At 39.8% G+C, this 26,829-nt stretch carries 24 protein-coding genes and 2 pseudogenes; 12 read left to right on the top strand and 14 right to left on the bottom strand.

Going from position 1 to position 26,829, the window contains the following annotated elements:
• Positions 1 to 265: 265 nt before the first annotated feature.
• Both I6E78_RS11055 and I6E78_RS11050 read left to right on the top strand, forming a co-directional pair.
• Complete coding sequence (locus I6E78_RS11055) at positions 266 to 1,156, top strand: TIGR01777 family oxidoreductase (protein WP_197182499.1); 891 nt, start codon at positions 266 to 268, stop codon at positions 1,154 to 1,156.
• A gap of 140 nt (positions 1,157 to 1,296) precedes the next feature.
• On the top strand, positions 1,297 to 2,460 hold the full coding sequence (locus I6E78_RS11050) for a GGDEF domain-containing protein (protein ID WP_197182498.1): 1,164 nt from the start codon (positions 1,297 to 1,299) through the stop codon (positions 2,458 to 2,460).
• 57 nt (positions 2,461 to 2,517) lie between these two features.
• On the opposite strand, the gene I6E78_RS11045 is transcribed toward I6E78_RS11050, so the two are convergent.
• Positions 2,518 to 3,186 (bottom strand): DUF2987 domain-containing protein, encoded by a 669-nt coding sequence (locus I6E78_RS11045; protein WP_197182497.1) that lies wholly within the window; start codon positions 3,184 to 3,186, stop codon positions 2,518 to 2,520.
• Entirely contained in the window at positions 3,179 to 3,988 is an 810-nt protein-coding gene (locus tag I6E78_RS11040) for a glucosaminidase domain-containing protein (RefSeq protein WP_058373220.1), read from the bottom strand. The genes I6E78_RS11045 and I6E78_RS11040 overlap by 8 nt, the downstream gene beginning before the upstream one ends.
• Before the next feature lie 186 nt (positions 3,989 to 4,174).
• On the opposite strand from I6E78_RS11040, the gene I6E78_RS11035 reads away from it, so the two are divergent.
• Positions 4,175 to 5,467, top strand: a complete 1,293-nt coding sequence (locus I6E78_RS11035) for an anti-phage deoxyguanosine triphosphatase (protein ID WP_197182496.1) — start codon at positions 4,175 to 4,177, stop codon at positions 5,465 to 5,467.
• An 87-nt stretch (positions 5,468 to 5,554) separates the two neighbouring features.
• Here I6E78_RS11035 and I6E78_RS11030 read toward each other — a convergent pair whose 3' ends face one another.
• Positions 5,555 to 7,711, bottom strand: coding sequence for a prolyl oligopeptidase family serine peptidase (locus I6E78_RS11030; protein WP_197182495.1), 2,157 nt, complete (start codon positions 7,709 to 7,711; stop codon positions 5,555 to 5,557).
• Positions 7,712 to 7,869: 158 nt separating this feature from the next.
• Here I6E78_RS11030 and I6E78_RS11025 point away from each other — a divergent pair, with 158 nt between their 5' ends.
• Positions 7,870 to 8,178 (top strand): DUF962 domain-containing protein, encoded by a 309-nt coding sequence (locus I6E78_RS11025; RefSeq protein ID WP_197182494.1) that lies wholly within the window; start codon positions 7,870 to 7,872, stop codon positions 8,176 to 8,178.
• Between the two features lie 202 nt (positions 8,179 to 8,380).
• Complete coding sequence (locus I6E78_RS11020; protein ID WP_197182493.1) at positions 8,381 to 10,963, top strand: TonB-dependent receptor plug domain-containing protein; 2,583 nt, start codon at positions 8,381 to 8,383, stop codon at positions 10,961 to 10,963.
• 110 nt (positions 10,964 to 11,073) lie between these two features.
• Here the strand turns inward: I6E78_RS11020 and I6E78_RS11015 are convergent, their stop codons facing one another.
• From I6E78_RS11015 to I6E78_RS11005, 3 genes are all read right to left on the bottom strand, one after another.
• On the bottom strand, positions 11,074 to 12,075 hold the full coding sequence (locus I6E78_RS11015; protein WP_331459145.1) for a branched-chain amino acid aminotransferase: 1,002 nt from the start codon (positions 12,073 to 12,075) through the stop codon (positions 11,074 to 11,076).
• Positions 12,076 to 12,299: 224 nt separating this feature from the next.
• Positions 12,300 to 13,352, bottom strand: coding sequence for a fatty acid desaturase family protein (locus tag I6E78_RS11010; RefSeq protein WP_197182491.1), 1,053 nt, complete (start codon positions 13,350 to 13,352; stop codon positions 12,300 to 12,302).
• The gene (locus I6E78_RS11005) at positions 13,349 to 14,392 is read right to left on the bottom strand and encodes a flavin reductase family protein (protein WP_197182490.1); all 1,044 of its coding nucleotides are present in this window, start codon (positions 14,390 to 14,392) and stop codon (positions 13,349 to 13,351) included. The genes I6E78_RS11010 and I6E78_RS11005 overlap by 4 nt, the downstream gene beginning before the upstream one ends.
• 227 nt (positions 14,393 to 14,619) lie before the next feature.
• Here I6E78_RS11005 and I6E78_RS11000 point away from each other — a divergent pair, with 227 nt between their 5' ends.
• Positions 14,620 to 14,799 (top strand): DUF6435 family protein, encoded by a 180-nt coding sequence (locus I6E78_RS11000; protein WP_041454400.1) that lies wholly within the window; start codon positions 14,620 to 14,622, stop codon positions 14,797 to 14,799.
• Between the two features lie 70 nt (positions 14,800 to 14,869).
• Here I6E78_RS11000 and I6E78_RS10995 read toward each other — a convergent pair whose 3' ends face one another.
• Positions 14,870 to 15,094, bottom strand: a complete 225-nt coding sequence (locus I6E78_RS10995; RefSeq protein ID WP_179806669.1) for a hypothetical protein — start codon at positions 15,092 to 15,094, stop codon at positions 14,870 to 14,872.
• Between the two features lie 158 nt (positions 15,095 to 15,252).
• On the opposite strand from I6E78_RS10995, the gene I6E78_RS10990 reads away from it, so the two are divergent.
• Positions 15,253 to 15,675, top strand: a complete 423-nt coding sequence (locus I6E78_RS10990; RefSeq protein WP_331459143.1) for a GNAT family N-acetyltransferase — start codon at positions 15,253 to 15,255, stop codon at positions 15,673 to 15,675.
• Between the two features lie 30 nt (positions 15,676 to 15,705).
• Here the strand turns inward: I6E78_RS10990 and I6E78_RS10985 are convergent, their stop codons facing one another.
• From I6E78_RS10985 to I6E78_RS10965, 5 genes are all read right to left on the bottom strand, one after another.
• Positions 15,706 to 16,299 (bottom strand): DUF2238 domain-containing protein, encoded by a 594-nt coding sequence (locus I6E78_RS10985; RefSeq protein ID WP_197182502.1) that lies wholly within the window; start codon positions 16,297 to 16,299, stop codon positions 15,706 to 15,708.
• Between the two features lie 43 nt (positions 16,300 to 16,342).
• The gene (locus tag I6E78_RS10980; protein ID WP_197182489.1) at positions 16,343 to 17,134 is read right to left on the bottom strand and encodes an SDR family oxidoreductase; all 792 of its coding nucleotides are present in this window, start codon (positions 17,132 to 17,134) and stop codon (positions 16,343 to 16,345) included.
• Positions 17,135 to 17,184: 50 nt separating this feature from the next.
• Positions 17,185 to 17,688, bottom strand: a complete 504-nt coding sequence (locus I6E78_RS10975; protein ID WP_197182488.1) for an Mpo1 family 2-hydroxy fatty acid dioxygenase — start codon at positions 17,686 to 17,688, stop codon at positions 17,185 to 17,187.
• Between the two features lie 87 nt (positions 17,689 to 17,775).
• Positions 17,776 to 18,183 carry a hypothetical protein gene (locus I6E78_RS10970; RefSeq protein ID WP_197182487.1) on the bottom strand — a complete coding sequence of 136 codons (408 nt, stop codon included), beginning with the start codon at positions 18,181 to 18,183 and terminating at the stop codon, positions 17,776 to 17,778.
• A 218-nt stretch (positions 18,184 to 18,401) separates the two neighbouring features.
• Entirely contained in the window at positions 18,402 to 19,355 is a 954-nt protein-coding gene (locus tag I6E78_RS10965) for a LysR substrate-binding domain-containing protein (protein WP_197182486.1), read from the bottom strand.
• Positions 19,356 to 19,463: 108 nt separating this feature from the next.
• Here I6E78_RS10965 and I6E78_RS10960 point away from each other — a divergent pair, with 108 nt between their 5' ends.
• The 5 genes and pseudogenes from I6E78_RS10960 to I6E78_RS10940 all read left to right on the top strand — a co-directional run.
• Positions 19,464 to 20,411 (top strand): sodium-dependent bicarbonate transport family permease, encoded by a 948-nt coding sequence (locus I6E78_RS10960; RefSeq protein ID WP_197182485.1) that lies wholly within the window; start codon positions 19,464 to 19,466, stop codon positions 20,409 to 20,411.
• 424 nt (positions 20,412 to 20,835) lie between these two features.
• Positions 20,836 to 21,762, top strand: a pseudogene (locus I6E78_RS10955) (MFS transporter); the annotation flags it as partial.
• 218 nt (positions 21,763 to 21,980) lie between these two features.
• Entirely contained in the window at positions 21,981 to 23,525 is a 1,545-nt protein-coding gene (istA, locus tag I6E78_RS10950; protein ID WP_089368258.1) for an IS21 family transposase, read from the top strand.
• Positions 23,526 to 23,553: 28 nt separating this feature from the next.
• Positions 23,554 to 24,318 (top strand): IS21-like element ISShfr5 family helper ATPase IstB, encoded by a 765-nt coding sequence (gene istB, locus I6E78_RS10945; protein WP_008111090.1) that lies wholly within the window; start codon positions 23,554 to 23,556, stop codon positions 24,316 to 24,318.
• Positions 24,319 to 24,391: 73 nt separating this feature from the next.
• A pseudogene (locus I6E78_RS10940) lies at positions 24,392 to 24,646 on the top strand (MFS transporter); the annotation flags it as partial.
• Between the two features lie 121 nt (positions 24,647 to 24,767).
• Here the strand turns inward: I6E78_RS10940 and I6E78_RS10935 are convergent.
• Together I6E78_RS10935 and I6E78_RS10930 are read right to left on the bottom strand one after the other, a co-directional pair.
• Entirely contained in the window at positions 24,768 to 25,175 is a 408-nt protein-coding gene (locus I6E78_RS10935; protein ID WP_011327941.1) for a hypothetical protein, read from the bottom strand.
• Positions 25,176 to 25,412: 237 nt separating this feature from the next.
• Positions 25,413 to 26,663: a cation:proton antiporter gene (locus I6E78_RS10930; RefSeq protein WP_197182484.1), complete on the bottom strand. Its 1,251-nt coding sequence runs from the start codon at positions 26,661 to 26,663 to the stop codon at positions 25,413 to 25,415.
• Positions 26,664 to 26,829: the final 166 nt, after the last annotated feature.

The raw sequence follows: 26,829 nt of genomic DNA, 5'->3' as shown, positions 1-26,829 counted from the left end.
TGTCCCGTCTGTTAACATTAATCTTGGCATGTAGGTTCGGTGTAAAGTTTTCTGGCGAATTCAATTATACCTTATCTTCATGCTGTTTGTTTTTCATACCACAAAGATCAACACGCCCTAGGCTTTAGTGTAAGGCAAAAGCTAATAAAATGAAATATTTACTAAGTGATCATAAAACTGCATTACACGTATAAATTTGCAAAACCAAGCACTAGCGAGTATAAATTTTAAACACTTGCTAGCATTTAAAAAATAAGGCTGTGTTATGCATATTTTTATTACTGGAGCTACTGGCTTAATTGGCCAACACCTTTGTCCTTTTTTAACCCATCATCATAGTGTTACTGTACTAAGCCGTAACCCCACAAAAGCAAACGTACTTTTAGGGTATAAAATAAATGCAGTTACCAACATAGAAGCGGTTGATTTTAATAATATTGATGTAGTAATTAACCTCGCGGGTGAGCCCATTGTAAATAAGCGCTGGAGTGATAAGCAAAAATCGATTATTCGCGATAGCCGCATTGAACTAACAAAGCAAATCTCTGCCGCAATCGCTACATCCGATACCCCACCGCATACGTTTATATCAGGCAGTGCTGTTGGTTTTTATGGTCGCCAAGGCATTACCCCAATTGACGAAGAAAATAATAAACCCCACGATGAGTTTAGCCACCAGCTTTGTAAAGACTGGGAAAACGCAGCATTAGCAGCTCAATCAGCTAGTACCCGTGTGTGTTTACTGCGCACAGGTATAGTATTAGCAAAAAAAGGCGGTGCTTTGAGCAAAATGTTACCGGCGTTTAAGCTCTGTTTAGGCGGCCCTATTGGCAATGGCGAGCAAGGTATGTCGTGGATCCATATTGACGATATGACACAGTTAATATTATTTATTATAAAAAATAAAAATATGACTGGGCCTATTAACGCAACGGCGCCAAATCCTGTCAGCAGTAAAGTATTTAGTAAAAGTTTAGGTAAGGCGTTATCTCGACCCGCACTAATTCCTATGCCAGCGCTTGTGTTAAAGCTGTTAATGGGCGAAATGGCTGATCTGCTCATTACCGGACAATATGTTTTACCCCAAAAAGCATTAGAGCATAACTACCGATTTCATTTTTCTGATATTGATTCGGCATTAGAGAGTTTAGTATAAGCACAGTCATTCAGCATTTATAAATTCTTATTTAGTTATAAATACAATGCTTTACAACGATTTTTAAAATTTTATAACAGTATATAATACACGGACGCAGCGAATTGCTCTGCCACTTTATATTTAAGAGTACTTACAACATGCTGCACTTACCGACTATAATTAGCCTATCTTTTATTTTTAACTTACTGATAGGTATACTGTTTACTTCTTTTTACCTGCACAAAAAAACAACTAGCTTTTTGTTATTTGGCGGTGCTTGTATCTCGTTTGCCACCGCTATTTTACTTGTGAGCTTTAAAGAACAGCTAAACCACCCTTGGCTAACTCACTACCTGGCAAACTTATTTATTATACTGAGCCCACTATTACTTGTAATCGGCTTGAATAAGTTTAACAACAAAGCTGTAATAAACTTAACGCCTTTAGCTTACCTTTATGGCTTGTGCGCTTTATTACTCGTGTTTGTATACAATCATGTTTTAAGCCAAATACTAACAAGCTTTATGGTTGCCGTTTTATTTTTATACGGCGCTTTTATTTTATTAAAAACACACTGCGCTGCTAAATTACAGCAACGATTACTTATAATAGGCTTAGTAACACATAGCTTAGTAATGTTAGGACAAGCAATTTTATTGTTGCTACCCTTTATAACCTCAAATAATGATGACTTTAAGCCCCAGTTACACATACTATTAATAGCGCACCTTTTTATTACCACACTCTGTGCTTTAGTTTTGCCTTTTATTATTTTTGTAAATTCAGAATCTAAGCTTATTAACTTGGCAAACAATGATTCGTTAACGCAATTATTAAATCGTCGCGGATTTTTCTCTACCTGTAAAAACATTAAGGCCAATACAGCCGATAAAAATCATACCCTTGCTTTAATTATGTTAGATATAGATTTTTTTAAGCATGTAAACGATAAATATGGCCATGATGTAGGCGACCAAGCATTAAAATGGATAGCGCAACATATCAGCCAATTATTTATGAATATTGGCATAACAGCGCGAATAGGGGGAGAAGAGTTTGCTGTGTTGCTTAATGGTTATACGCTTGAGCAAGCAAATAGCTTGGCAGAGCAATTAAGCGTTAATATTCGTCAGCAACCATTTTATTGTAATGATCAACCCATACCTCTGTCTGTTAGTGCCGGTGTTAGTAGTACCACTATTAATCAGCTAAATATAAAGGATCTATTATTACACGCCGACAAACACCTATACCTTGCAAAAGAAACAGGCCGCGACAAAGTAGTTAGCCAATACGTTAGTAAATCTCTTAACCAGAGTTAAGGTTACTAAATAAAAAAGCGGCAAAAGCCGCTTTAAGTAATTTTTATAACATTATATTTATTTGCTTATCCAAGGTGTTACTTTTATAACATCTGCAATATCAGCTAATTCTTTAGTATCGTCTTGCCAATTATCTGCAACAGCGAAATAGCACACTGATTTTTTACACTCAATGCTTTCATCATCAAAATGCATTGGTTTTTTAAAGGTAACAACTACGCCTTTTTGTTCTGGTAATAAAAACCACATTAATTTACTAACAAAAAATCCCGATAAATCAGCCAACAGTTCGTCAAGTTCAGTGTGTATAGTAAATAACGACTGTTTAGTAAAACTTAAGCCTTCAAGTTCATTCGCTTCTATTTGTAATTTTAACTGACAGTCATGTATCGGGTTTTGCGGTTGCACCACAATAACGGCTTTGTCTGTATCAAGTTGCTTATCAAAAGGCAGCAATAATTGCGCTTGTTCGGTGTAATTGAGCGGGTACTCGTTATTTTCGGTTAAAATTGTGCCACTTTTAATCGCACAGGCTTCGTTAGTGCCAATATCGCTAATATAAAAATTAACTCGCGCATATTGAAAATCACCTTTATTAACCACTTTTAAGCGATCGTAAAAGCCATCGTACGACATTACAAACTCTCTAGCAGAGGCACTTAATGCTGTAACACTCAGTAGTGTTAACGACAGTGCTGTCACTATATTTAATACACTTTTATTCATCAAAGTAGGCTCTATTTTGGTTAATCATAGTGTTTAGCTCTTCTATATACGCTTCACCACGCTCTGAATACGACATTAAACCCTGCGTTAATAATGTTGCTGCTATGGGTTGTTGTTCTAAACGTAAGTTTTCGCGAATAGATCGCAGCTCTTTATAAGCATTATGGGTGTTTATATTTTTAAAGTAAGAATTAACCGCAGCACGCACCGACTTAAACGCAGCCACTTCATGTGCAGCACCGGTATCGCGTCTACCAGGGACCATACCGCAGCCTTTTGAATAACACCACTGGCCAAAAAAGTTCAGGCCAATACGTGCAAATCGCGATGTTCCCCATGCAGACTCATTAGCAGCTTGCATTAGGGCTAGTTCTTTAGGGATCACGTCTACACGGCGAAGTGCTTGTTTAAGCGTGAAGCTATCTACTGTGGTGGGTAGGTCGTACGACTTTAATATTTTAACAATATCATTGCTTTGTTTTTCGTCTAACGGTAAGTCGTTTTCGAGCATCATTCGGGCAATTTCTAAATTAGCGCGTTGCTGTAAAATCTTTTTATTTTCGGCTTCTACATGCGGTTTAATAAAGTTAAAAAATGCCCGTTTTTTATCTTTTACATCCGCAAACTCAGAAAACTTTGGTAGCGTTACACTGTGCAGCGGTTTTTCTTTTTTCTTTTTCTTTGTAGATTGCTCTGAACTTGTTTGCTCATCTGAATCACCCTCGTCACTTTGTAAAAAAGGAAACGCCAGTGCCCAAATAAAAAATGCGGCTAATAAAAACTTTATAATGTTTTTTAACATGTACTCTCTCAATAAAACTTTAAATTATGTATGGGTAATGCACATACATACGAAGCGTTATTATACCTAAGCCACTTTATAAAGGCGAATTTTCACTAACTGCGTAAATACCGTACAACGTGTGCACTCGCAATTTATAGTTCATGGGTATATTCTAACGTTATTAACTAATTACGAGTCAGTAGTATGGACAAACAGTGGCAAAGCCGAATTATAGAACAATATAAACATCGCCCTAATGATAATCGCTCACCGTGGCAGGTTGATCGCTCTCGTATTATTCATGCTGCTGCGTTTAGGCGTCTGCAAGCTAAAACCCAAATTATGGGTATTGGCTTAAACGACTTTTACCGAACTCGCCTTACTCACTCCTTAGAAGTGTCGCAAATTGGCACCGGCATACTGCGCCATTTAAAAGTACAACACAGCGACTTTAGCCATTTTCCGTCAACCGGATTACTAGAAACCCTATGCTTAGCCCACGATATTGGTCACCCACCGTTTGGTCATGGCGGCGAAATTGCACTTAATTATATGATGCGCGAACACGGTGGTTTTGAAGGCAACGCGCAAACGCTGCGTATTGTTGCCAAGCTTGAACCATACAGCGACGGCCATGGTATGAACCTTACGCGCCGTACCTTACTAGGCTTTATAAAATACCCTGCATTTATAAATGAGCTTTGGCACACTATTCCTAAAGCAAACCCTGAGCGCGCATTTATTAAAGCAGACGATTGGCGACCAGCTAAAGGCTTATATAACGATGATGCGGCTATATTCAATTGGATAATAGAGCCCTTGAGTCAAAACGATAAAACCTTGTTAAGCAACCACACGGTAATAGATAAGTACCGCGCTAAAACCAGCTATAAATCGCTCGATAGCGCCATAATGGAGCACGCCGACGATATAGCTTATGCGGTACACGACCTAGAAGATGCCATAGCCACCAAAGTACTCACTCTTGATGATTGGCAAACCCATGCATTACCACAACTGCAGGCGCTTAACTTTAGCTGGTTAAACGACATGCTCGAATCACTCACTTTACGACTGTTTTCAAAGCATGATTTTGAGCGCAAAGATGCCATAGGCGAACTGGTTAATACCTTTATCATTCATATTCATTTAGATGTGCAAAACGAAGCGTTCGAATGCCCTATTTTAAAATTCACAGCCAAGCTAGAAACTCAGTACGAAAGTGTACTGCAAATACTTAAGCACTTTGTGTTTCAGCGCTTAATTCGCAATCCTAAAATGCAACAAATTGAGTTTAAAGGGCAAAACCTACTAATTGAATTATTTACCGCATTTGCCAGCGATCCGCTGCGGTTATTACCCGAAACCACGCAAGCCCAGTACATAGAGGCGCAAAAACAAAACCAAGGTATGCGTATTATTTGCGATTACCTCAGTGGTATGAGTGATGAATACGCCTATAAAACCTATCAACGGCTGTTTTCACCCGTTCAATAATGAGTGGCTTATAAACGATTAATAAAAAACCGAGTAAGTTAATTTACTCGGTTTTTTTGTGGTTACTTCACTTTGAAAAAGTCGTAATTAAAGTGACTTAACTCCCATGTTATAAAGCGTAAAGCCATACATATCGGCGTACAAATCAATAATTTTACTCGTTGGTGTGCCTGCGCCATGTCCGGCGTTTGTTTCAATACGAATAAGCGTAGGATTTGTACCCGCTTGTTTAGCTTGTAACTCCGCAGCAAATTTAAATGAGTGCGAAGGCACTACTCTATCGTCATGATCTCCTGTTGTTATCATAGTTGCAGGGGATTCTATGCCCGCTTTTACATTATGCAGCGGTGAATAGTTTTTTATATAAGTAAACATTTCTTTGCTTTGCTCACTGGTTCCATAATCGTACGCCCAGCCTGCGCCTGCAGTAAATGTATGGTAACGCAGCATATCGAGTACGCCTACAGCCGGCAGCGCTACTTGAAATAAGTCAGGTCGCTGGGTCATAACTGCGCCTACCAATAAGCCACCATTTGAGCCACCACGTAGAGCTAAACGCTGTTTAGATGTGTACTTTTTGCTTTGTAAGTACTCAGCTGCGGCAATAAAATCATCAAATACATTTTGTTTTTGTAATTTAGTGCCTGCATTGTGCCACTCTTTCCCGTACTCACCACCACCGCGAATATTCGCCACCGCATACACGCCGCCTTGTTCAAGCCACGCGGCAGTCGTTGGGCTAAAGCTTGGCGTTAAGCTAATATTAAACCCACCATAACCGTATAAAATTGTTGGGTTTGAACCATCTAACTTTATACCGTTTTTGTAGGTAATTATCATAGGTACTTTAGTGCCGTCTTTTGAGTTATAAAACACCTGCTCAGAGGTGTAATCGTCACTATTAAAATCAACCCCAGATTTACGATAAACACCCGACTCTCCCGTAGTTACATCAAACGTATAAGTCGTTCCTGGGGTTTTATAATTGGTAAAAGAGTAATACAGCGTTGTTTGCTCTTTTTTGCCACTAAAGCCACCCGCTGTGCCCGCACCCGGCAAGGTAATATCGCGAATTAGCTCACCCTTTTTGTTGTACTGTTTCACTTTTGAAATAGCATCAACCATGTAATTTGCAAAAAAGGTATCACCGCCTTTAGTAAGCTTTAATACATTTTCGGTTTCGGGAATAAAGTCTTGCCAGTTTTGCGGACCAGGATCAGCTGCATCTACCGTTACTACTTTTTGATTTGGGGCATTTAAGTTAGTCACTAAAAACAGCTTACTACCTTCGTTATCAATAACCGATGTATCTGAGTCAGTGTTTCCTACAATAGTCACAAACTCGCTATTTTTTTGAGTTAAGTCTTTAATAAATAGTTTATTACCCGAAGTAGAAGTACTAGCCGAAATAAGTAAATAACGACCATCATGCGTTACATCAGCTCCTACATAACGATGTTTTTGCTCATCGGTTGCACCAAATACCAGCTTATCGGTTGCTTGAGCAGATCCTAAGGTGTGATAGTACACTTTATGCTGATCGGTTTTAGCCGACAACTCACTGCCTTCAGGTTTATCGTAGCTAGAATAGTAAAAACCCTCGTTGCCTAACCAGTCTATGCCACTAAATTTCACATCAACTAAAGCCTGCTCCACTTGCTCTTTAGTTTGCGTGTCTATAATAATAATTTTGCGCCAATCACTGCCGCCTTCCGATATTTGATACGCGAGTAATGAGCCATCTTTTGAAAACGACAGTCCCGACATAGATGTAGTGCCATCGTCGCTAAATTTGTTTGGATCTAAAAACACCTCAACGTCACCGCCCTCTTTACTGCGGTATAAAACATACTGGTTTTGCAGGCCATCGTTTTTATAAAAGTAGGTGTAATCGCCCTCGGTAAAGGGAGCGCCTATTTTTTCGTAGTTCATTAACTTTTCAAGACGCTGCTTTAACTTATCGCGATAAGGAATTTGCTCTAAATACGAAAAGGTTACCTTGTTTTGTGCTTTAACCCAGCTGGCAGTCTCTGCGCTCATATCATCTTCTAACCAGCGATATGGGTCGGCCAGTGTTTCGCCAAAGTAGTTATCTACTACATCACCCTTGTTAGTTACTGGGTAGTTTACTGAATTTGCTTGGCTCATAGGTGCTTTAACTTCTTTATTAGTGACGGTATTAGTTGGCTCTGAGCAGCCGCTAAGTGCTACAAGAACAGCACATGCTAGGGTTTGTTTAAACATTTATCGTTCCATTATTATTGGTTTTTAATAGTAGGCCTAAGTTATTAACTTTAAGCAAGTTTGTCTATCTAGATGCGATCAATACCACTTGTCGCTGTAAACAAGTGTAAATTTAGGCTTTAATAAGATTACGCAGCATTAATAAATAAGAGCAGTACATGCCCAGCCCTAAATTTAATAGCTTTAAAGCATTTTACCCCTACTACTTAACAGAGCACCGCAATATTACGTGCCGACGCTTACACTTTATTGGCAGCACTTTAGTGCTTTTTGTTATTGGCGTAGCGGTGCTTAAATCGCAATACCGTTTAATGTGGTTGTTACCAGTAATTGGCTATGGTTTTGCCTGGGTTGGGCATTTCTTTTTTGAAAAAAACAGACCCGCTACCTTCAAGCACCCTTTTTACAGTTTGTGGGGCGACTGGGTTATGTTTAAAGATATGCTCATTGGAAAAATAAAGTGGTGAGTTATAGCTCACTTAAACTCTAGATAATAAATTTCTATTATTAATCCCTCACTTTCAAGTAAACATTATGTTTATTGAATGTTATTCAATTGACTGCCTTTGCTGCTTGGGTATATGTTAAAAGCTGTAATTTTAATTAGCTCAATTGTTACTGCAAATTTAACTGAACTAATTTACTGCGTTTTTGAATGAGGGAATCAACATGAATAATAAATTATTATTAAAACTGCAAAAATCAACGCCACTCACTGTATGCGCGCTAAGCGTATCGGCGGCATTACTGGGTTCTATGTACGCATCTGCTGCTGAGCAAGACACCCAAGCCGAGGCAAATATTGAACAAATTAGTGTTATTGGCTCGCGCCGACTAGGCCGTACTGTAGAGGACAGCCCAGTTCCAATTGATATTATTGGTGCCGATTCGCTTAAAAACTCAGGCCAAACCGAAACCAACGCCCTGCTTAGTAGCTTACTGCCTAGCTTTAACTTTCCGCAAGCATCACTTACCGATGGTAGTGACCATGTACGCCCGGCTCAACTGCGTGGTTTAGCGCCCGATCACACCTTAGTGCTTGTTAATGGTAAGCGCCGTCATAGTAATGCGCTACTTAATTTAAATGGCTCAACGGGTCGAGGCTCATCATCAGTTGATTTAAATGCTATTCCGGCCAATGCTATTGCCCGAATTGAAGTACTGCGTGATGGCGCTGCTGCACAATATGGCTCCGACGCAATAGCCGGTGTTATTAATATTGTACTTAAAAGTGCCAGTAGTGGCGGTTCTGTGTCGGCTATCTATGGCGCAAACATGACCGAAATGGATGGCGTGCCTGAACTTAAATCGGTATCAGAAGATGCCAATGGTAATTTAGCCTTTAACGAAGGGAGCGACCGTTCATTAACCGATGGCCAAACGTTAACACTGCAAGGCAATATGGGATTTGAGCTAGGCGATAACGGTTTTTTAAATATATCTACCGAATATCGCGATCGTCATTCAACCAATCGCTCTGACTACGACCAACGTGAAAACTACGCTCGTTTAGATGATGGCTCCGTAAATGGCGCACTCGATCCGCGCGAGTTAACCTGGGATCGCTACAATCATAATTTTGGTAATGGTAATGTAGAAGACTTTTCTGTTTTTTATAACGCAGGATATGAGCTAACCAATAACGCTGAGCTATATTCTTTTGGCTCTTATAGTAAACGCGAAGGCGAAGGTGGTGGTTTTTACCGCCGCGCGCAAGATAATCGTAACGTCACAGAAATTTACCCCGACGGCTTTTTACCGGTGATCACCTCAGATATAAACGACTTTTCTCTCGCATTGGGTGTTAAAGGCTTTGTGAGTGAGTGGAATTACGATGTATCTGCCGTATACGGGCTAGATGACTTTGAATTTGGTGTAATAGATAGCTTAAATACTTCGTATGGGCCAAGTAGCCAAACACGTTTTGATGCCGGTACACTTACTTACGACCAACTTACGCTTAATGTTGATTTTAGCCGCGAGGTTGATGTCGACTTTTTAGCCAGCGGTTTAAACATTGCTGTAGGTGCTGAGTACCGCCGCGAAGGCTACGAAATTCAAGCAGGCGAAGAAGCCTCTTATGCTCAAGGCACATTTGGCCCAGGTGGTGCAGTAACCGATCCGGTGAACGGCCCATTTGGTTCAGCAGGCTCACAAGTATTTCCTGGTTTCACTTCAGAATCGGCAAGCGATAACAGCCGCCATAATGTAAGTTTATACGTAGATTTAGAAGCCTACATTACCGACAACTGGAACTTAACCGTTGCAGCGCGTTACGAAGATTACTCTGACTTTGGCGATACCTTAAACGGTAAAATTGCCACACGTTATACACTAACTGAAGATTTAGCGCTGCGCGCCTCAGTATCAACCGGTTTTAGAGCGCCTTCGCTACAGCAACAACATTTTACTTCAGTTGCTACTGTATTTGTTGATGGTGAACCCACACAAACCGGTACTTTTGCGCCCAGTAGTAACGTTGCAAAAGCACTCGGATCACCGGGTCTAGATGCCGAAGAAGCCACCAACTATGGAATAGGCTTTACTTGGTCAACCGACTTTAATTTCAGCTTATCGGTAGATTACTATCAAATACTTATTGATGACCGTATTGTACTGTCGAATAACTTATCCGGCGCCGCTATTGCCGATTTACTCGAAGGTACAGGAGCTAATCAAGGGCGATTTTTCTTAAACGCTATTGATAGCAAAACTCGCGGTGTTGATGTGGTTGCTTCGTATAATTTAATTACAGATAACTACGGCGATGTGGCATTTAATTTAGGCTTTAACTATGGCAAAAACCAAGTAACCGACATTATTGCCCCACCTGCAGAGCTGCAAGGCGCTGGGTTTGATCAAGACAACTTATTCTCTGGTAACGAACTACGTCGCTTTGAAGTAAGTACCCCGCGTAATAAATATAACTTAAGCGCGGTGTGGACTATAGATGATTGGCGCGCCACCCTACGAAACACTCGCTACGGCGAAACCCAAGATCCATCGGATATTCCAGAGCGTAACGAAGTTTTAAAACCTAAATGGATCACCGATTTAGATGTAGCCTATGCAGTAACTGAGAATGTATCGGTAAGCTTAGGTGCTAATAATATTTTTGATGTATACCCAGATCCAACTCGCGACCTAGTTGATGACGTAACTACATTCTCACGCTTATTTTCGTACTCAAGCTTTTCGCCATTTGGTTTTAATGGCCGCTACGTTTACGGCAAAATAGAAATGAGGTTTTAATCCACTAAGGTATAAAGCTATTTAACCTAAGCGCTAATTAAATAGCAAAAGTACAAAAGCCACCTAATTAAAGTTAATTAGGTGGCTTTTTTAATAGGTTAAATTAAAAACTAAATTTTAGTTAACCAACCGTGTGTATCTGCAGTTTTACCCCATTGAATATCGTTCAATGCTTGGCGCAGGCGCGCCGTAGTTGGGCCAGCTTTGCCGTTACCAACTTGGTATTCTTTATCGTTATGAATAAACGTGCCTACAGGCGTTAATACTGCCGCAGTACCCGAAAGTGCTGCTTCAGTGCCCGGTTTAGCTGCGCGCTCTAAAAGCTCTGTAACACTAAAGTTACGCTCGCTTACCGTCATACCTAAGTCTTTAGCTATGGTTAAAATACTATTACGCGTAACACCGTGTAAAAACGTGCTATCGAGCGCTTTAGTAATAATTTCGTTGCCATCAATTAAAATAAAGTTAGCTGCACCGGTTTCTTGTACGTCGCCGCCTGGACAAAATAAAATTTGATCTGCCTGATGCTTAGTACGTGCTGCTGAAATTGGTCCTAGTGCACTGGCGTAGTTGCCACCACTTTTTATCATGCCCATGTGCGGCGCACAGCGCATACCATCTTCTTCAAGTAATACGCGCAGTGCCGTTGCACCGCCACTAAAGTAATCACCTACTGGCGATAACAAGGTATATAACAATGAGCTCATAGAAGGCGCAGCGGCTTTACCAATTGCGGCCTCAGTACCAATATGCGTTGGGCGAATATACATAGAGCCCGGTGGTAAAGGCGTTTCATCTGCATATTGGCGCACAATATCAATAATCATGGTTTTTAGCATCTCGCCATCAACACTTGGTAAACTAAGCAATTCAGAACTCTGCTGCATGCGCGCAATGTTTGCATCCATTCTAAAAATATAGACTGAGCCATCTTCATGGCGAAAGGCTTTTAAGCCTTCAAAACATGTGCTTGAGTAATGTAAAACGTGAGCGCCAGGATGCAGTTCAAGCTTATCAGAAGGGACAATTGAGCTTTCGCTCCATTTATTATCAGAAAAACGAGCTTGAATCATCTGCGGCATAAACACAGTACCAAATGCGGCCATTTTAATCTCTCTTGTGTGGTCTATTTTTCTCCATTGTATGACAACCAACTACTACTTAACCATAGCAAAACGGCCTGTTTTTAAATTAATTAGAAGAATTTTTTGCATGTGGTGATGGTTATTTAATCAAAAAAGCCATTTTCAACACTTTAATGCAATAATCAGCTAACGCCTTTACGCTAACCGATTATTTAATGCAGGCATTACCGTTACAGCTACTTTATTAATCACTATTTAAAAGAATACCGAAATATACGCTTTAACACCGAGGCATATTGACTAAAAAACCCTCCCGTATTGTAGGCAATCCCTTGCTTTTGCAATACTGCTTGTACTTGCGGTGCCACTTCTTGATAACGCGACGATGGCATATCTGGAAACAAGTGATGCTCAATTTGAAAACTCAAATGCCCGGTTAATACATGAAACCAACGCGGTCCTTTAATATTTGACGAGCCCAATACTTGGCGGTAATACCACTGCCCTTGGCTTTCGTTTACACAGTCTTGTTCTTTAAAAGTGTGGGTTTGCTCGGTAAAGTGACCACAAAATATAATGGTCGACGTCCATAAGTTACGAATTAAATTTGCCACTAAGTTACCCGCTAATACCCACAAAAATAATGGCCCAGCAAGTAGCGGAAATATCACATAATCTTTAATTAATTGGCGCGCGCCTTTACTAAAAAAGCGCTGTTTTAAGGTGCTATGCAATACGGCTCCATCGCGGTGTGGCTTCTTTTTACCTATAAACACGCGCTCGCCTGCCAGTTCGTGATACGACACCCCCCATTGAAACAACACACTTAAATTTAAATAGGTTATAAATTGCCACGTGTTTTTTAAACGCCATTTAAAATCGTCACTTAACCTTAATAAGCCATAACCAAAATCGCGGTCTTTACCAATAATATTGGTATATGTGTGGTGCTCAAAGTTATGCACGCGGTGCCAACTTTGTCCATCGCAGGCTATGTCCCATTCATAGTTTTGTGAATTAAGCTGCTTGTCGTTCATCCAATCGTATTGACCATGCATGACATTGTGGCCAATTTCCATATTATCTAAAATTTTAGCAAGGGCGAGTAACAGCACACCCACAACCCACAGTAATGGCACAATAAAACCAAGCATAAGTAAAATACGCCCGATCCATTCGCACACTCGCTGTTTACGCACAACAGCGCGAATATAATCAGCATCTTGCTGGCCTACCTTGCCAAGGGTGTCCATTTTTATGGCATTTAATTCTTTTTCTAATTGCTCAAAGTTAATGGTTTTCATAATTGTAGCTCCAAATCACTTACCGCTTGGCTTACGCAAAGTTGAATTAACTGCTCGCCGCTATCGCTCAATTCACCGGTTTTTAAATTGCGTACCACGCCCGACTTTTTAATACATTGGCACTGATGGCAAATACCAATGCCGCAACCGCGTTTAACGGGTAACTTTTTTTCTTCAAACTGAGTTAGCAAAACATCGTTGCCCAATACCACATGCGCGCCACTGTTAATTTTTACATTAAATTGGCTGTCGTCTTTTAAGCGCGGCAACGCTAAACCAAATGCCTCTTGGTAGTAATTTAAATCATGCTTTTTAGCAAAGTCACTCACCGTTTGCATAAAGGCTGCAGGGCCACAGCAATAAATATCGGGGTTTTCCCATGGTTTAATATTGCTGGTTATATCGCTTGCCTGCTCGCGTGTTAATAATAAAAACGAAAAATGCTCAAACTGCGCCGCCAGTTCACCCAACTCATCAACACATTGATGCTCAGTTACTTTTGCGTAATACACTAACAACACCTTTTGCGTTGTTTGGCTTAGGTAATCATCAAGCATAGCCAGCATGGGGGTAATGCCCGACCCACCAGCAATAAAAGTGGCCGGTGTATGTGTGCTTTTAAATACAAAGTCGCCGTTTGGCGCAGAAATACTGCACCACAAACCCGCTTTTAAAGTGTTATTTAGTAAGCTTGTAAAGCGCCCTTGTGCATTCGTTTTGATTAGTAAACGCACTAAGCCTGTGTTTTTAAATTGCTGAGCGCTTGAAGCCACAGTAAAAACACGCGTTAATAATCGCCCGTTAATTTCAAGGGTTACACTTATATGCTGCCCAGCAGTATGCTTAGGCCATTGTTTACTTGGCTTAAGTTGCACACTTAAAAAACCGCCATTAAGGGTAACTGCGTCAACTACTTGCGCTCTATATTGCCCTGCGCGCCATGCGGGCTTAAACACCTGCATAATTGGCTCTATATAACTGGCAAAACTTTGATGGTGTAAAAACCATTTTGAAAATTGATCTAATATTTGCGTGATCATAAGCACTTAATTCTCTATTGCGATTCAAAACATTTTGGGCTTACACGTGTGCGCCCAAACTTTCAGCGCACAAGTGTACGCTCAATTTTTGTGATTTCAACCCTGTTAGAGTAATTATTCAATATTTAGCTGCAGGACTAATTTATACTTTAATAATCGATTTTCCACGCGGCATCGTATGTATACTCAATCAAGCAAATACATTAAAAGTAATTAAGAGAGTAAGCATGTTTTCGATATTTAAATCAGATCCAAGCAAAAAACTACGCAAAGAGTACGACGCAAAATTAGAGCAAGGCATGCAGGCACAGCGTAAAGGCGATATTAAAAGCTACGCTATGTTAAGCGCCGAGGCCGAAAAAATCTGGAGTGAAATAGAAACTCTTGAGGCTAAAAAAGCCAAGTAAATACATATAGTTAAACGCGGCCCTTTGCATTAAAAACACCGGGCAGCGTTTAGTAAAATAACTCATAAATTCAAACTTCCTTTTTATACCGCTGTGGTATTTTCTGATTACTTTCAAGTAAAAGCAGCAAATAAGTATTAATCAGCCTCCCCGCGCCCATAAAATCACTTAAAAACTTAACTACTAAATAAACCCCACTCAATAAAACCAAATAAATTATTAAGCGACAACTACCGCGCATTGAAACCGTTTTTATATTTTGCCCTATAACCTTATTAAAAGTTGTTTTAGGCATAACAGTAAACTTACTTTATACCCCCATATAAACAATTGTTTACATAGGCGTTTTTAAGTGGAATTATTGAACAATATAATAAACGCTATTTTGGGGTGTGATAACTCAAAAAGTGGGACTCATTATCCATATAAGTAACTCAAGCAGGGAGATTTGCAGTGATTTCATATCAAGCAACAGTCGATCTTTATGCATCGGCAGATATTACATATAAAAATATGCGTTCATACTATGAACATTATTCGGTTTGCTGGGAACAATCTAAGATACAAGAGCAAATTGTAGACTTAGAAAATTGGGATATTCTTTATAATACTTCGCTCGTTGGCGCAATTCGTTTAGCCTTTGATAATGAAGGATGTTATATCCGAGATATACAGGTTAGTGAGAAATTTCAAAATAAGGGAATTGGGGCAGCTGCTCTGGCAGAGTGCGAACGATTAGCGATTAAAGCTGGTGTTAATTTACTTAGACTACGAGTTTTTAAAATTAGTCCTGCGTATCATCTGTATACGAGAAATGGTTTCGTAATAGACAAAGAAGAAGACCGGTTTTTCTATATGTCACGAAAGATCTATTAACAAGCGCTATAAACGTCTAAGCATAATAACTCATCCATAATCTTTAACGCTTTTTAGCTGCTTGTCGTGTACTTTTGAAAGTACTAATAGCGAGCAAATAGCACCTAATAGTGCTAATCCCATATCTGATTGGGTATCCCAAATATAACCTTGGGTGCCTAAAAACGCTTCGGCATTTTCACCGCTTAACAATGCCACCCACCACTCTAGTAACTCATAAAAAGCACTAAAGGCTAAGCATATTGAAATAATAAAGGTTATTAGCCACCCTTTGCCATTAACTACATTTTTACGCAGTAAAATTTCGCGTGCTAGTAATGCAGGTACAAAACCCTGAAAAAAGTGCCCTACTTTGTCGTAGTTATTGCGCTCACTGCCAAATAAATTATCGAATAACGGTACTTCAGCATAGGTGTAATGGCCGCCCACCATCAACACAATACAATGCGCTAAAATAAACCAATATAAAATAGGGGTTAACTTAAAGTGTTTATAGGTGCAAAGCATAATTACCACACCAATAATGGCTGGTAGCACTTCTAAAAACCAAGTAAATTGATCTTTTGGGTTTATGCCCGACCAGATCAGCACGCTAAAAAATAATCCGAGCCATATATATTTTATTATCACTTTTTATACTCAACTATAGCTTTATTAAATTTTAGTATTATTTAAAGTTAACTTTTGCTGTTAAACGGTTAAATAAACGCGGAAAAAAGCGTTTAATGGTAGGAGCCCAACCACTTAAGCCTTGGCCAACAATCACTTCATCTTTTTTGCTATTAATAGCGTTAATCATTTTTGATGCGGCTACTTTAACATCCATGCCATTTTCTATAGCTTGCTCAGATTTATTTTGTGCAACACCTTGCGGGTTTAATGAGTTGTACGCAATCGCGGTTTTTATAAAACCTGGGCAAATTGTTAAACAATGAATGTTATGCTCTTTTACCTCTGCGCGTAGGCAATCCATAAACCCCACCACTGCAAATTTAGTGCCTGAGTAACCGGTTCTTAGTTTAGAGCCTACCTTTCCTGCCACACTACTTATAGCCACAACCGAGCCACTTTTTCTTGCAACCATAGAGGGCAATACCGCTTTAGTTAACGCCACTAAACCAAAATAGTTAACCTCCATTAATTGGCGATACACTTTAAAGTCGTTTTCTAAAAATAAACTACGCTGCGATATCCCGCCGTTATTAATTAAAATATCGATTGCGGGCAACTCATTTATTGCCGCGGTAACTTTACTCAATACTTCTTCGGGCTTTGCTAAATCGAGTGGCAATATTAAATGCCCTTCTCCTTTTAGTTCAGCCTTAAGCGCTGTCAGTTTGTCAACATTACGCGCCGATAAAATAACGCTAGCGCCCAGCTCTGCAAACTGTATTGCCAGCTCCTTACCTATGCCCGATGACGCACCGGTGATCCACACTGTTTTATTATTATAATCCATACTTTGTTACCGTATTTTTATGCTTTAGTTACAGCACGTTTGTTATTGTTTTATGGCTTAGTTGGGCCAGCAATGTCGGTTACTTGTTGCTCTAGCTTTTTATAACAGCCCAACATAAATAATAGCTCTGCAGTTACATACAAAGGGCCAATAATAAGCCCCGATATATCATCTATAAACGCGGGTTTTTTACCTTCAAAATAGTGGCCAGCAAACTGTAAAATCCAACCAAATACAAACAGCCCTATACTAATCGTTAACCAAGGCGTAAATGCCATGGCTGCAATAGGTTGCGCGCCAACAAGTAACATAGTTAATAGCACAGCCATAATAAGGCCCAACGACACACTTAACATTAAATAGTACACAACTGATACAAATACAATAAGTTGTCCACCATCTATAACAAGGCCACCCAACGGGATCTGAATGCGCGCCAATAAACACAATACGGCAAATACAATGAGCGGAATGCCTAGCAGGTGGGTGAGTACATTGCGTTTTGAGCGGTGATAAAGCCCGTAGTTACCTAGTTGCTGCTGCAGGGTTTTCATTAGTAATCCTTGTTTATTTTTGTTATAAGTTTTTACCTTAGCAAAAGTAAGCACAATAACAATGTAAACTATTCAATATTATATAAATTAAACAAGTGCAGAAATTATTTTACCCGCCTCATGCTGAGGTTTCATATCCATTCGATCGCGTCCTTGTTGGTATTCTTGCTCAAGCATTTTTTCAAGTTCGTTAATTTTATCTGCAATTACATCAAGATCAGCGCCTTGCGCTTGTAACTCTTTAGTCAGCTCCTCTATTGCCGCTTTTAACTCGTCTATTTTGTCTTTATTTACACCTAAACGCTGATAAACAAGCGCTTCTTGGGCTTTTTCTAAAAATGATTGCTCTTTAGGGACTGAGTTTATGCCTTTAACATCACTTGTTTTTTCATCAATGGGGGGATTGGTTGCCGCAACTTCGCTTGGGCTTGCCGCTTTATTTACACTAGAGGAGTTATAGTTACTGTATTGATTTTTAAACGTTATTGTTGTCATTAGCTCAAACCCATTGTTGTGTTACAAGCTATGCAGCAATTTTGGTTCCAACTAAGCAAAAGAGCCCTAACAAAATCTAAACTTAAACCTTACTTAGCTTTATTTAAAATAAAACCAAAATAATAAATAAGTTATTAAGGGTGTTTTATAACTATGTATTGATAGCAATATAACTATTATAAGTAGTTATATTGCAGCATAACGACTGCTTATTTAATTTAAGTTTTAGATTCTAAATGTAATGTATGAAGTTCATTACGCACCCATTTTGTATCGAGGTAATGCTCTAAATTAGCTTGGGCAAACTTTAAAAAGCTGCGCGCTGCGTGCGAAATGTGTCTGTCGGTACGCATTACAAAGTACCATTGGCTGGCTATATCGGTGTCGATAACATGCAGTTTTGTATAGCTATTATCACCTTTAGGTAAAACATGATGCGACAGCAAGCTAATTCCCATACCCGACGATACTGCAACTCGTATGGCTTCGTTACTCGCCATTTGTACGCCGTCGCTAAGCACTAAGCCCCTACTTTGTAGCTCACTTTCAAATAGCATACGTGTGGCAGATCCGTTTTCACGCAGTAAAAATCGATATGGCATTAAGTCCGCCAACGTTACGTTTTTTTTATTCAATAGAGGATGATTATTAGGCACTATAAATTCTAATGGATTATGTAAAAACCGAGCAGCTTGGGCTTGCTCTAACGATGGTGGGTGGCTAAAAACGTAAATGTCGTCTTCTCCACGCTCAAAGCGGGCTAATACCTCTTCGCGATTGCCTATTTCCAGCGGTAACTCTACATGCGGATGCAAATTACTATAAGGGCCGAGTAATTTAGGTAAAATATATTGCGCCGTATTTACCATGGCAATTTTACATCGCCCTCGCTCGCCTCCACGTAATTCGGCTAAAAAATCTTGGTAATCTTCAAAATGAGCAAACACCTGCTTGCAGGTTCTAAATAGCTCAAGGCCAGCCTCGGTTACCTGTAACTTTTGCTGTTGCATAGTTATTAGTGGCTCTCCTATTTCTTCTTGTAAGCGTTTTATTTGTAGTGAAACAGTAGGTTGCGTTAAATAAAGCTGCCTTGCTGTTTCACTTAACGAACGGGTTTTTACTACACTCATAAACACTTCTAGTAATCTAAACGATATATGCCTTAAATCCATACCCACCTCATAGATAATTATCTATATATAACCACTGTTCATTTTATTATTTACTATACAAAGTTTTCTCTACAATAGCGCCACTTAATTTTACAGCTAGGAAACACCGTGCCCGATATTGTTGTTATGTTTTTTATATTAGGTTTAATCGCCGGACTTATACACTCTGATCTTGCTATACCCAAAGCCACTTACGAAACCCTAAGCTTACTGCTAATGCTTACTATTGGTTTAAAAGGCGGGATGGTTTTACACGGTAATTTAAATTGGCAGCTACTCCCAGAAATGGGGGCCATTATGCTGCTTGGGGGGCTTATTCCTTTAATGCTGTACCCTATTTTAAAGTACGTTATTACACTTTCTTATGCTAATAGTGCCAGTATTGCGGCGCATTATGGCTCTGTTAGTGCGGGTACATTTGCTGTTGCGCTTGCCTACGCAGAGTCGTCTAGTTTGGTTGTAGGCGCTGAAGTAACTTTATATTTAGTGATGCTAGAGCTGCCGGCTATTATTGTTGGCCTGCTAATATATAGAAAATTTAATAAAGAAAGTGCGCCAACTAAAAAGCTGTCTTTAAAAGCGGTTTGGCACGAAGCGCTAACCAATAAAAGCGTTATTTTACTCGTTGGCGGTGTAATTATTGGCATAATGTACGGCACGCAACAAGGTAGCCAAGTTACCAGCTTATTAACTAACGGCTTTAAGGTTGTACTGGCATTATTTTTACTTGAAATGGGTTTAACCGCAGCGCAAACTTTGCGCCCTGTGCCTTGGCATCATTGGAAGTTAGCTTTATTTGCTATTATTACCCCTTTATTTTTGGGCACGCTTGGCGTAGCAGTCGGTACACTTTTACACCTTGAAATGGGCTCAATTGTAGTTTTAGGTAGCCTAGTTGCCAGTGCCTCATACATTGCAGCGCCTGCAGCAATAAAAGCCGCCATTCCAGAAGCAAATATTGGCCTTGCTATGCTGTGCTCTTTAGGTATTACTTTTCCGTTTAATGTTTTAATCGGTATTGGTTTGTATCATCAATTAGCGCTGCTAATGCAGTAATCAAACGTTTAATTTTAAACTCAGCTGCATAAATTAAAGCCGCTCATTTACAACACATAAAAGTAATCGTTTTAAAGGCTGTTACTTTTATTTGTTGTGCCGCCACTATTTAAAACTTAAAAACGCTTACTAATGGTTTGCTCAATGGCTTAAATTTATTGCCTTTACCGCATTAAACCAAGTAAATAAAATAACAAAAATCATACAATTTTAATACGTTTAAAACACAAACACGTCGCAATTGTGCGCTTATTTTACGTAATTGTGCAGTTAAAAATTTATTTTCATTGATTAATAAAAAATCACTTTACTTCCTTTCAAAAGAGTCCTACATTCGCCGCAAAATCAACCAACAATAAATAATCGCCTTAAAACAGAGTCGGTAAACAGCGTTTATTTATGACCTTAAAATCGGATAATTCTAATGATAGAATTCGTTGCTACTAGCAAGTCAAATAACCCGTTAGCACCTGTTATCGGTTTGTCTTTTTTTGCTATAGCTTCTGGCTTTTTAATGAGCCTGATCCCGCTATCGCTATCGGCATTTAAACTCGATGTAGATCTTGCTCCATGGCTAGCGAGTGTATTTTATTTTGGCTTACTTATTGGCGCTACATGCATTGAACGCATAGTAGTAAAAATAGGCCACAGGTTTGCTTTTATTTTATTTCTTAATTTATTAATTTTAAGTGTTCTTGCTCAGCTAGTTATGCCTAAAGCTGGGGTTTGGTTAATGGCGCGTTTTGTTGCCGGTATGGCCGTTGCAGGTGTATTTGTGGTGGTTGAGTCGTGGTTATTAATGACCAACACGCCTAAAGCTCGTGCTAAACGTTTAGGCCTTTACATGACCTCGCTTTATGGCGGCAGCGCAGTAGGCCAACTTGCTATTGCACCGCTAGGCACGGTAGGCGCTGTGCCGTACTTATTTGTAGTTGGTTTATTATTGCTAGCAATTTTAGCACCGTTATTAATTACATCAGGCCAACCAGATAGCCAAGAGCTACAAAAACTGCCATTAAAAGAAATTAAAACCCTTAGCCGCCCAGCAATATTAGGTTGCTTAGCGTCGGGGCTATTACTGGGGCCAATTTACGGATTAATGCCTGTATATATCGCAGCACAAAGCGAGCAAGCTCAATACACAGGTTTGCTAATGGCAATTATTATTCTTGGCGGCATGTTAGTACAGCCACTGGTAAGTTACTTATCTACTCGTATGGGTAAAAACTTACTCATGGCAATGTTTTGCTTTTTAGGTGCTGCAAGCGTGTTAGGTATATTGCAAACAACCAGCTTTAGCGGCTTAGTTGTTAGCTACTTAGTGTTAGGGGCAGCAAGTTTTGCACTTTATGCATATTCTCATGCATCGCGATCACCTAATACTATCTAAGCCGATCACCTAATACCATCCATCGAGATCACTCAATATCATCGATGCCGATCACTTTTCGGTCAAAATGGTATTGAGTGATCGGCTTGAATGGTATCGTTCAATTTGTACACGTTTTTGTCTAGCCAGTAGGTGTTTTTAACCGTTATTCTTTTTCATTTTTGATGATGAGAATGACCATGCCAACGGCACCTATTTCAATGCGTAAACTTAAAGAGATTTTAAGACTAAAATACAGCTGTAAACTCAGTCATCGTCAGATAGCAACAAGCTTATCTGTTTCACCCTCAATCGTGTCTAAATATGCCTGTAAATCAGCAGAGTTAGATATTACTTACTGGCCGCTTGATGAGAAGTGGGATGATCACGCTCTGCAACAAGCGTTCTTCAAAACAAAGCCTCGATTAAAGGGCTTTACCATTCCTGACTGGTCGTTAGTTCAGCAAGAGCTTCGGCCTAAAACCATGACGTTGTTGCTGCTTTGGGAAGAATACAAAGAGCGGCACGCGGAAGGTTTTTACAGTTACACTCACTTCTGCCGTCAGTACAAGGCATGGCTTAAATGCCAAAAACCCTCCATGCGACAAAATCATAAAGCAGGTGAAAAACTGTTTGTGGATTACTGTGGCCCAACCATGAGTATTGTCGATACAAGTACAGGCGAATGTCGTACTGCACAAGTGTTCGTTGCGGTCATGGGTGCATCAAATTATACCTATGCCGAAGCGACTTACAGCCAGAAACTCGAAGATTGGGTGATGAGTCACGCCCGTTGTTTTGAGTTTCTTGGCGGTGTTCCTGAGCTAATAATTCCTGACAACCTTAAAAGTGCCGTCACCAAACCGTGTCGATATGAGCCTGACTTAAATCCAACCTACCAACAACTAGCGACACATTACGATACGGTCATTGTGCCCGCTAGACCCTATAAACCAAAGGATAAGGCTAAGGCTGAAGTGGGTGTGCAAATTGTTGAACGTTGGATAATGGCGCGCCTTCGCAATGAAACCTTCTTTAGCTTGCGTCAATTGAACCTGAAAATACAAGCATTACTGGTCGATTTAAATCAACGTAAAATGAAAAAGCATCCTGGCTCACGGCTCAGTCAGTTTGATGCTATCGACAGACCTGCACTCAAACCACTGCCCACACAGCCTTACAGCTATACCTTAGTAAAACAGGTGAGCGTGCATATTGATTATCATGTGGAAATTGAAAAGCACTACTACTCAGTGCCACATACCTTAATTAAACAAAAGCTTGAAGCCCATGCCTCCGGGAAGTTGGTGACACTCTACCATCAAGGCATACGAGTCGCTGTTCACCCCAGATCATACCGAGAAGGTGCGCACACCACGCTTGATCTGCATATGCCTATCGCTCATCAAAAGCAGCAACAATGGACACCACAGCGGTTCGAACGCTGGGCGAGTAAATTTGGCACATCAACTGAGCAGTTTGTTATGCAATTGATGCAAGCTAAAAAACATCCAGAGCAAAGCTACCGTGCTTGTATGGGGTTATTAAGCCTAGGTAAAAAGTTTAGTGATCAACGTCTTGAAGCCGCCTGTCATCGCGCATTAACCACAGGTGTTACTCGCGTTAAACAAGTAAAGAGTATCTTAGAAAAAGGCTTGGATAAACAACCCTTGCCACAAGCTCAAGGTGATTTACTACAAGATATTGATCATAAAAATATCCGTGGCAACCACTATTACCATTAATAAAAATTAACAAACCATAGGAAGACTTATGCAAAATATCAATCAACAAGTTAATAATCAGTTAAGTAATTTAAAGCTAAGCGGCATACGTGATGCGCTATTGCAGCAATACGAGCAACCCAATTTATACGTTGAACAAAGCTTCGAAGAGCGGCTAAGTTTATTGCTTGAACATGAAATAACGCAGCGTGATCAGCGTAAAATAGATCGCCTAACGCGACAAGCAAAGTTCAGAGTTGGCGGCACACTTGCCCAACTCAACTATGGCGCAGCACGACAACTCGATAAAGCTCAGATCCGTTCATTAGCACAAGGTGAATGGCTTCGTCTTCACCAAAACATCTTGATCACAGGAGCAACAGGTTGTGGCAAAACTTATCTCGCTTGCGCGCTTGGTCAAAACCACTGCCAACAAGGGAGTAGCGTTTATTATTTTAGGCTCAAAGAGCTATTAGAAAAGATGTTTCTAGCGCAAGCCGATGGTAGTTATCGAAAACTGATCAACAAGCTTAGCTCTGCCAATTTACTGATCTTAGATGATTGGGGATTAGAGCCATTAACGGCTCAACAACGGAGTGATTTACTGGAATTAATTGATGCAAGATATGATACAAAATCGACCTTAATAGCGAGTCAATTACCGATAGAAAATTGGTATGAAATGATCGGAGAATCGACACACGCGGATGCGATTCTAGATAGGCTTGTGCACGGGGCGATAAAGTTGGAATTAAAAGGCGAGTCGATGCGAAAAAAACTAAATTTCTTGACTGATGCCGATCACTCAAGTTAGATTTTACTGAGGTCTACTGACAGACAAAAAAGTGATCGGCTTGAATGGTATTGAGCGATCGGCATCATGGTATTACGCACTTTACCCTATTGCCATTACGCTCGCTTGCGACTCTTTGCCTATGGCTAAAATTGTATCAGCAACCGAAATCATGCTTTTAAGCTACAGCCTAGGCTCTGTGCTAGGCCCAATGCTTGCAGCTAACTTCTCTGATGCAAGCGATGGTATTTTACTTTATTTAGGCGGCTGCTTAGCCACCACCTGTATTTACATGCTAATTAAAAGCATGAAAGACATTCCAACAGGCAGTACACCCGTTGCAGGCTAAGCTAGCAACCACATAAATTAGTGATACAAAAATGCCGCTCAGTAAAATGAGCGGCATTTTTTGTTGTTCACAATTAATAAGAATACTTTAGAAAGGCATCACTCTTTATTATTTATGCTTTTTATAAAGATAGCTCTTGTTTAGCGCGCGTTAAATTATGAGATACAAGTGCGTTTTTATTAAGCTGCACTGCCTCGTATAAATCAGCGATTGCAGCAGTTTCGTTATTTGCTTTTAAGCGTGCAACACCACGGTTACTTAACGCGTACGATGTAAGCTGGCGTAGTTTAAACTTAGAACCTTGTGCATTATTTAATAGTGCTATTGCTTGTGTACACACGGCTTCAGCTTCAGCGTAATTCTTTGACTTAACGTTAAGCGCACAGCTGTTAAACGATTGCTCCAACTGCTGTGGTGCAGTTGCGGTTTCAATAACCATTAATTTGTAATCACTTTGCTCAGCCATTGCAGCAGCTGAACATGTAAGTAGTGAGCTAAGAGCGATAGTTTTGATAAGTGTTAATTTCATGGTCATAGTCCTATTAGTTAAGTCGTGCTTGTTGCCGACAACTGAACTTTAGAGAATTAACACAAAATCGACAAACGATTAAAATAAACTCGATAGGTGAATTAAACTAACCTATAGACTTTAGTCTAGTGGTACGTAGTTAAAGTTATACTAAGTAATCTGAAATATTTTACAAAAAAGTAAATTGACTGGGTGGCTATTATTCTTCGGCGGATTAGCGTTTCATATTATTTGTATCTAACGAATACTTTTCGCAACTTTACCAATACTTAAGCCTTGCACTAAAATAGAAAACACCACAACTGCGTAGGTCAGTGCCAATAAAATATCGCGTTCGGAGCCTGTAGGTAGCTGAAGTACTAATGCCACCGAAATCCCGCCGCGCAAACCGCCCCACGTCAAAACCTTCCAAGCCCCCGTAGGCAATTCTAGCTGTTCCCTAAAAGTTGTGGTGGTAATGCCAACTACAATAAGCCGTGCTAGTAGAGCAATTAAAATGGTTAAACCTGCGGCAATAAATAAATTACCTGAGTAAATTATCATTACTACTTCAAGCCCAATCAAAACAAACAAAATTGCATTTAAAATTTCGTCTATTAGCTCCCAAAACAAATCAACATAATGGCGAGTTTTGTCGCTCATAGCTAAATTGCGACCATGATTACCAACCATCAGCCCCATCATTACCATTGCAAGCGGCCCCGACAGATGCCAATGGCTTGCAAGCGCATAACCACCAATAACACCAGCTAAGGTCAGTAGTACTTCTTCTTGGTAACTATCAATACTTTTTAGCAAGTAATACAAAATACCGCCCAGCACTAAACCAAAAACAATACCGCCACCAGCCTCTACTACCAGCGTATTTGCTACATAATAAGTTGTTGGAATATCACCGCTAGACAAAATCCCCAACAAAAGTACAAAAATAACTACGCCAATACCGTCATTAAATAACGACTCACCAGCAATCACAGTTTCAATACTTTTAGGAGCACCAGCAGATTGTAAAATTCCCATCACAGCAATAGGATCCGTTGGCGATATTAAAGCGCCAAATAATAAACACCAAATAAATGGCAAGCTAAACCCCAGCAAGGGCAACATATAATAAAGGGCTGCTGCAATCATAACGGTAGACAACAAAGTGCCCACACAAGCCAAAATACCAATAGGCAGTTTATAACGCTTTAAATCGCTTACATTAACGTGCAAAGCACCGGCAAAAAGCAACATTGAAAGCATGCCATCGAGCAAAACCTCCGTAAAATCTAATTGCTCAAGCAAACTAACTTCGTAATCTATTAGCTGATCAAACCCTAAAAAGCCCAAGAATATTGCAGCAATCGATACCAACATAGAAATAACCATAACGCCAATGGTTGTAGGTAAACCAATAAAGCGATGATTAACATAGGTTAGTAATGCGGTAATCGATAAAAATATAGCACTTATATCAAGTACGGTTAGGCCAGTTGCTGATGCCATAATTTAAGCCTCAATATATATGTAATAACTTTTGCTCAAAACGAGCAAGACAGAAGAATAGCGCTTGTTTAATTATAAGGTTACGTTTGTTGGCGTTAAATTAGCATAGTCAAAATACTGATATCTGACATTAATAATGGGACAATTAGTGATTTTAAATCTTCAT

It is taken from the genome of Pseudoalteromonas sp. NZS127 (genome assembly GCF_015864805.1).
In the GTDB taxonomy this organism is placed as follows: Bacteria; Pseudomonadota; Gammaproteobacteria; order Enterobacterales; family Alteromonadaceae; genus Pseudoalteromonas; species Pseudoalteromonas nigrifaciens.
This window is presented reverse-complemented; position numbering and strand designations above follow the sequence as displayed.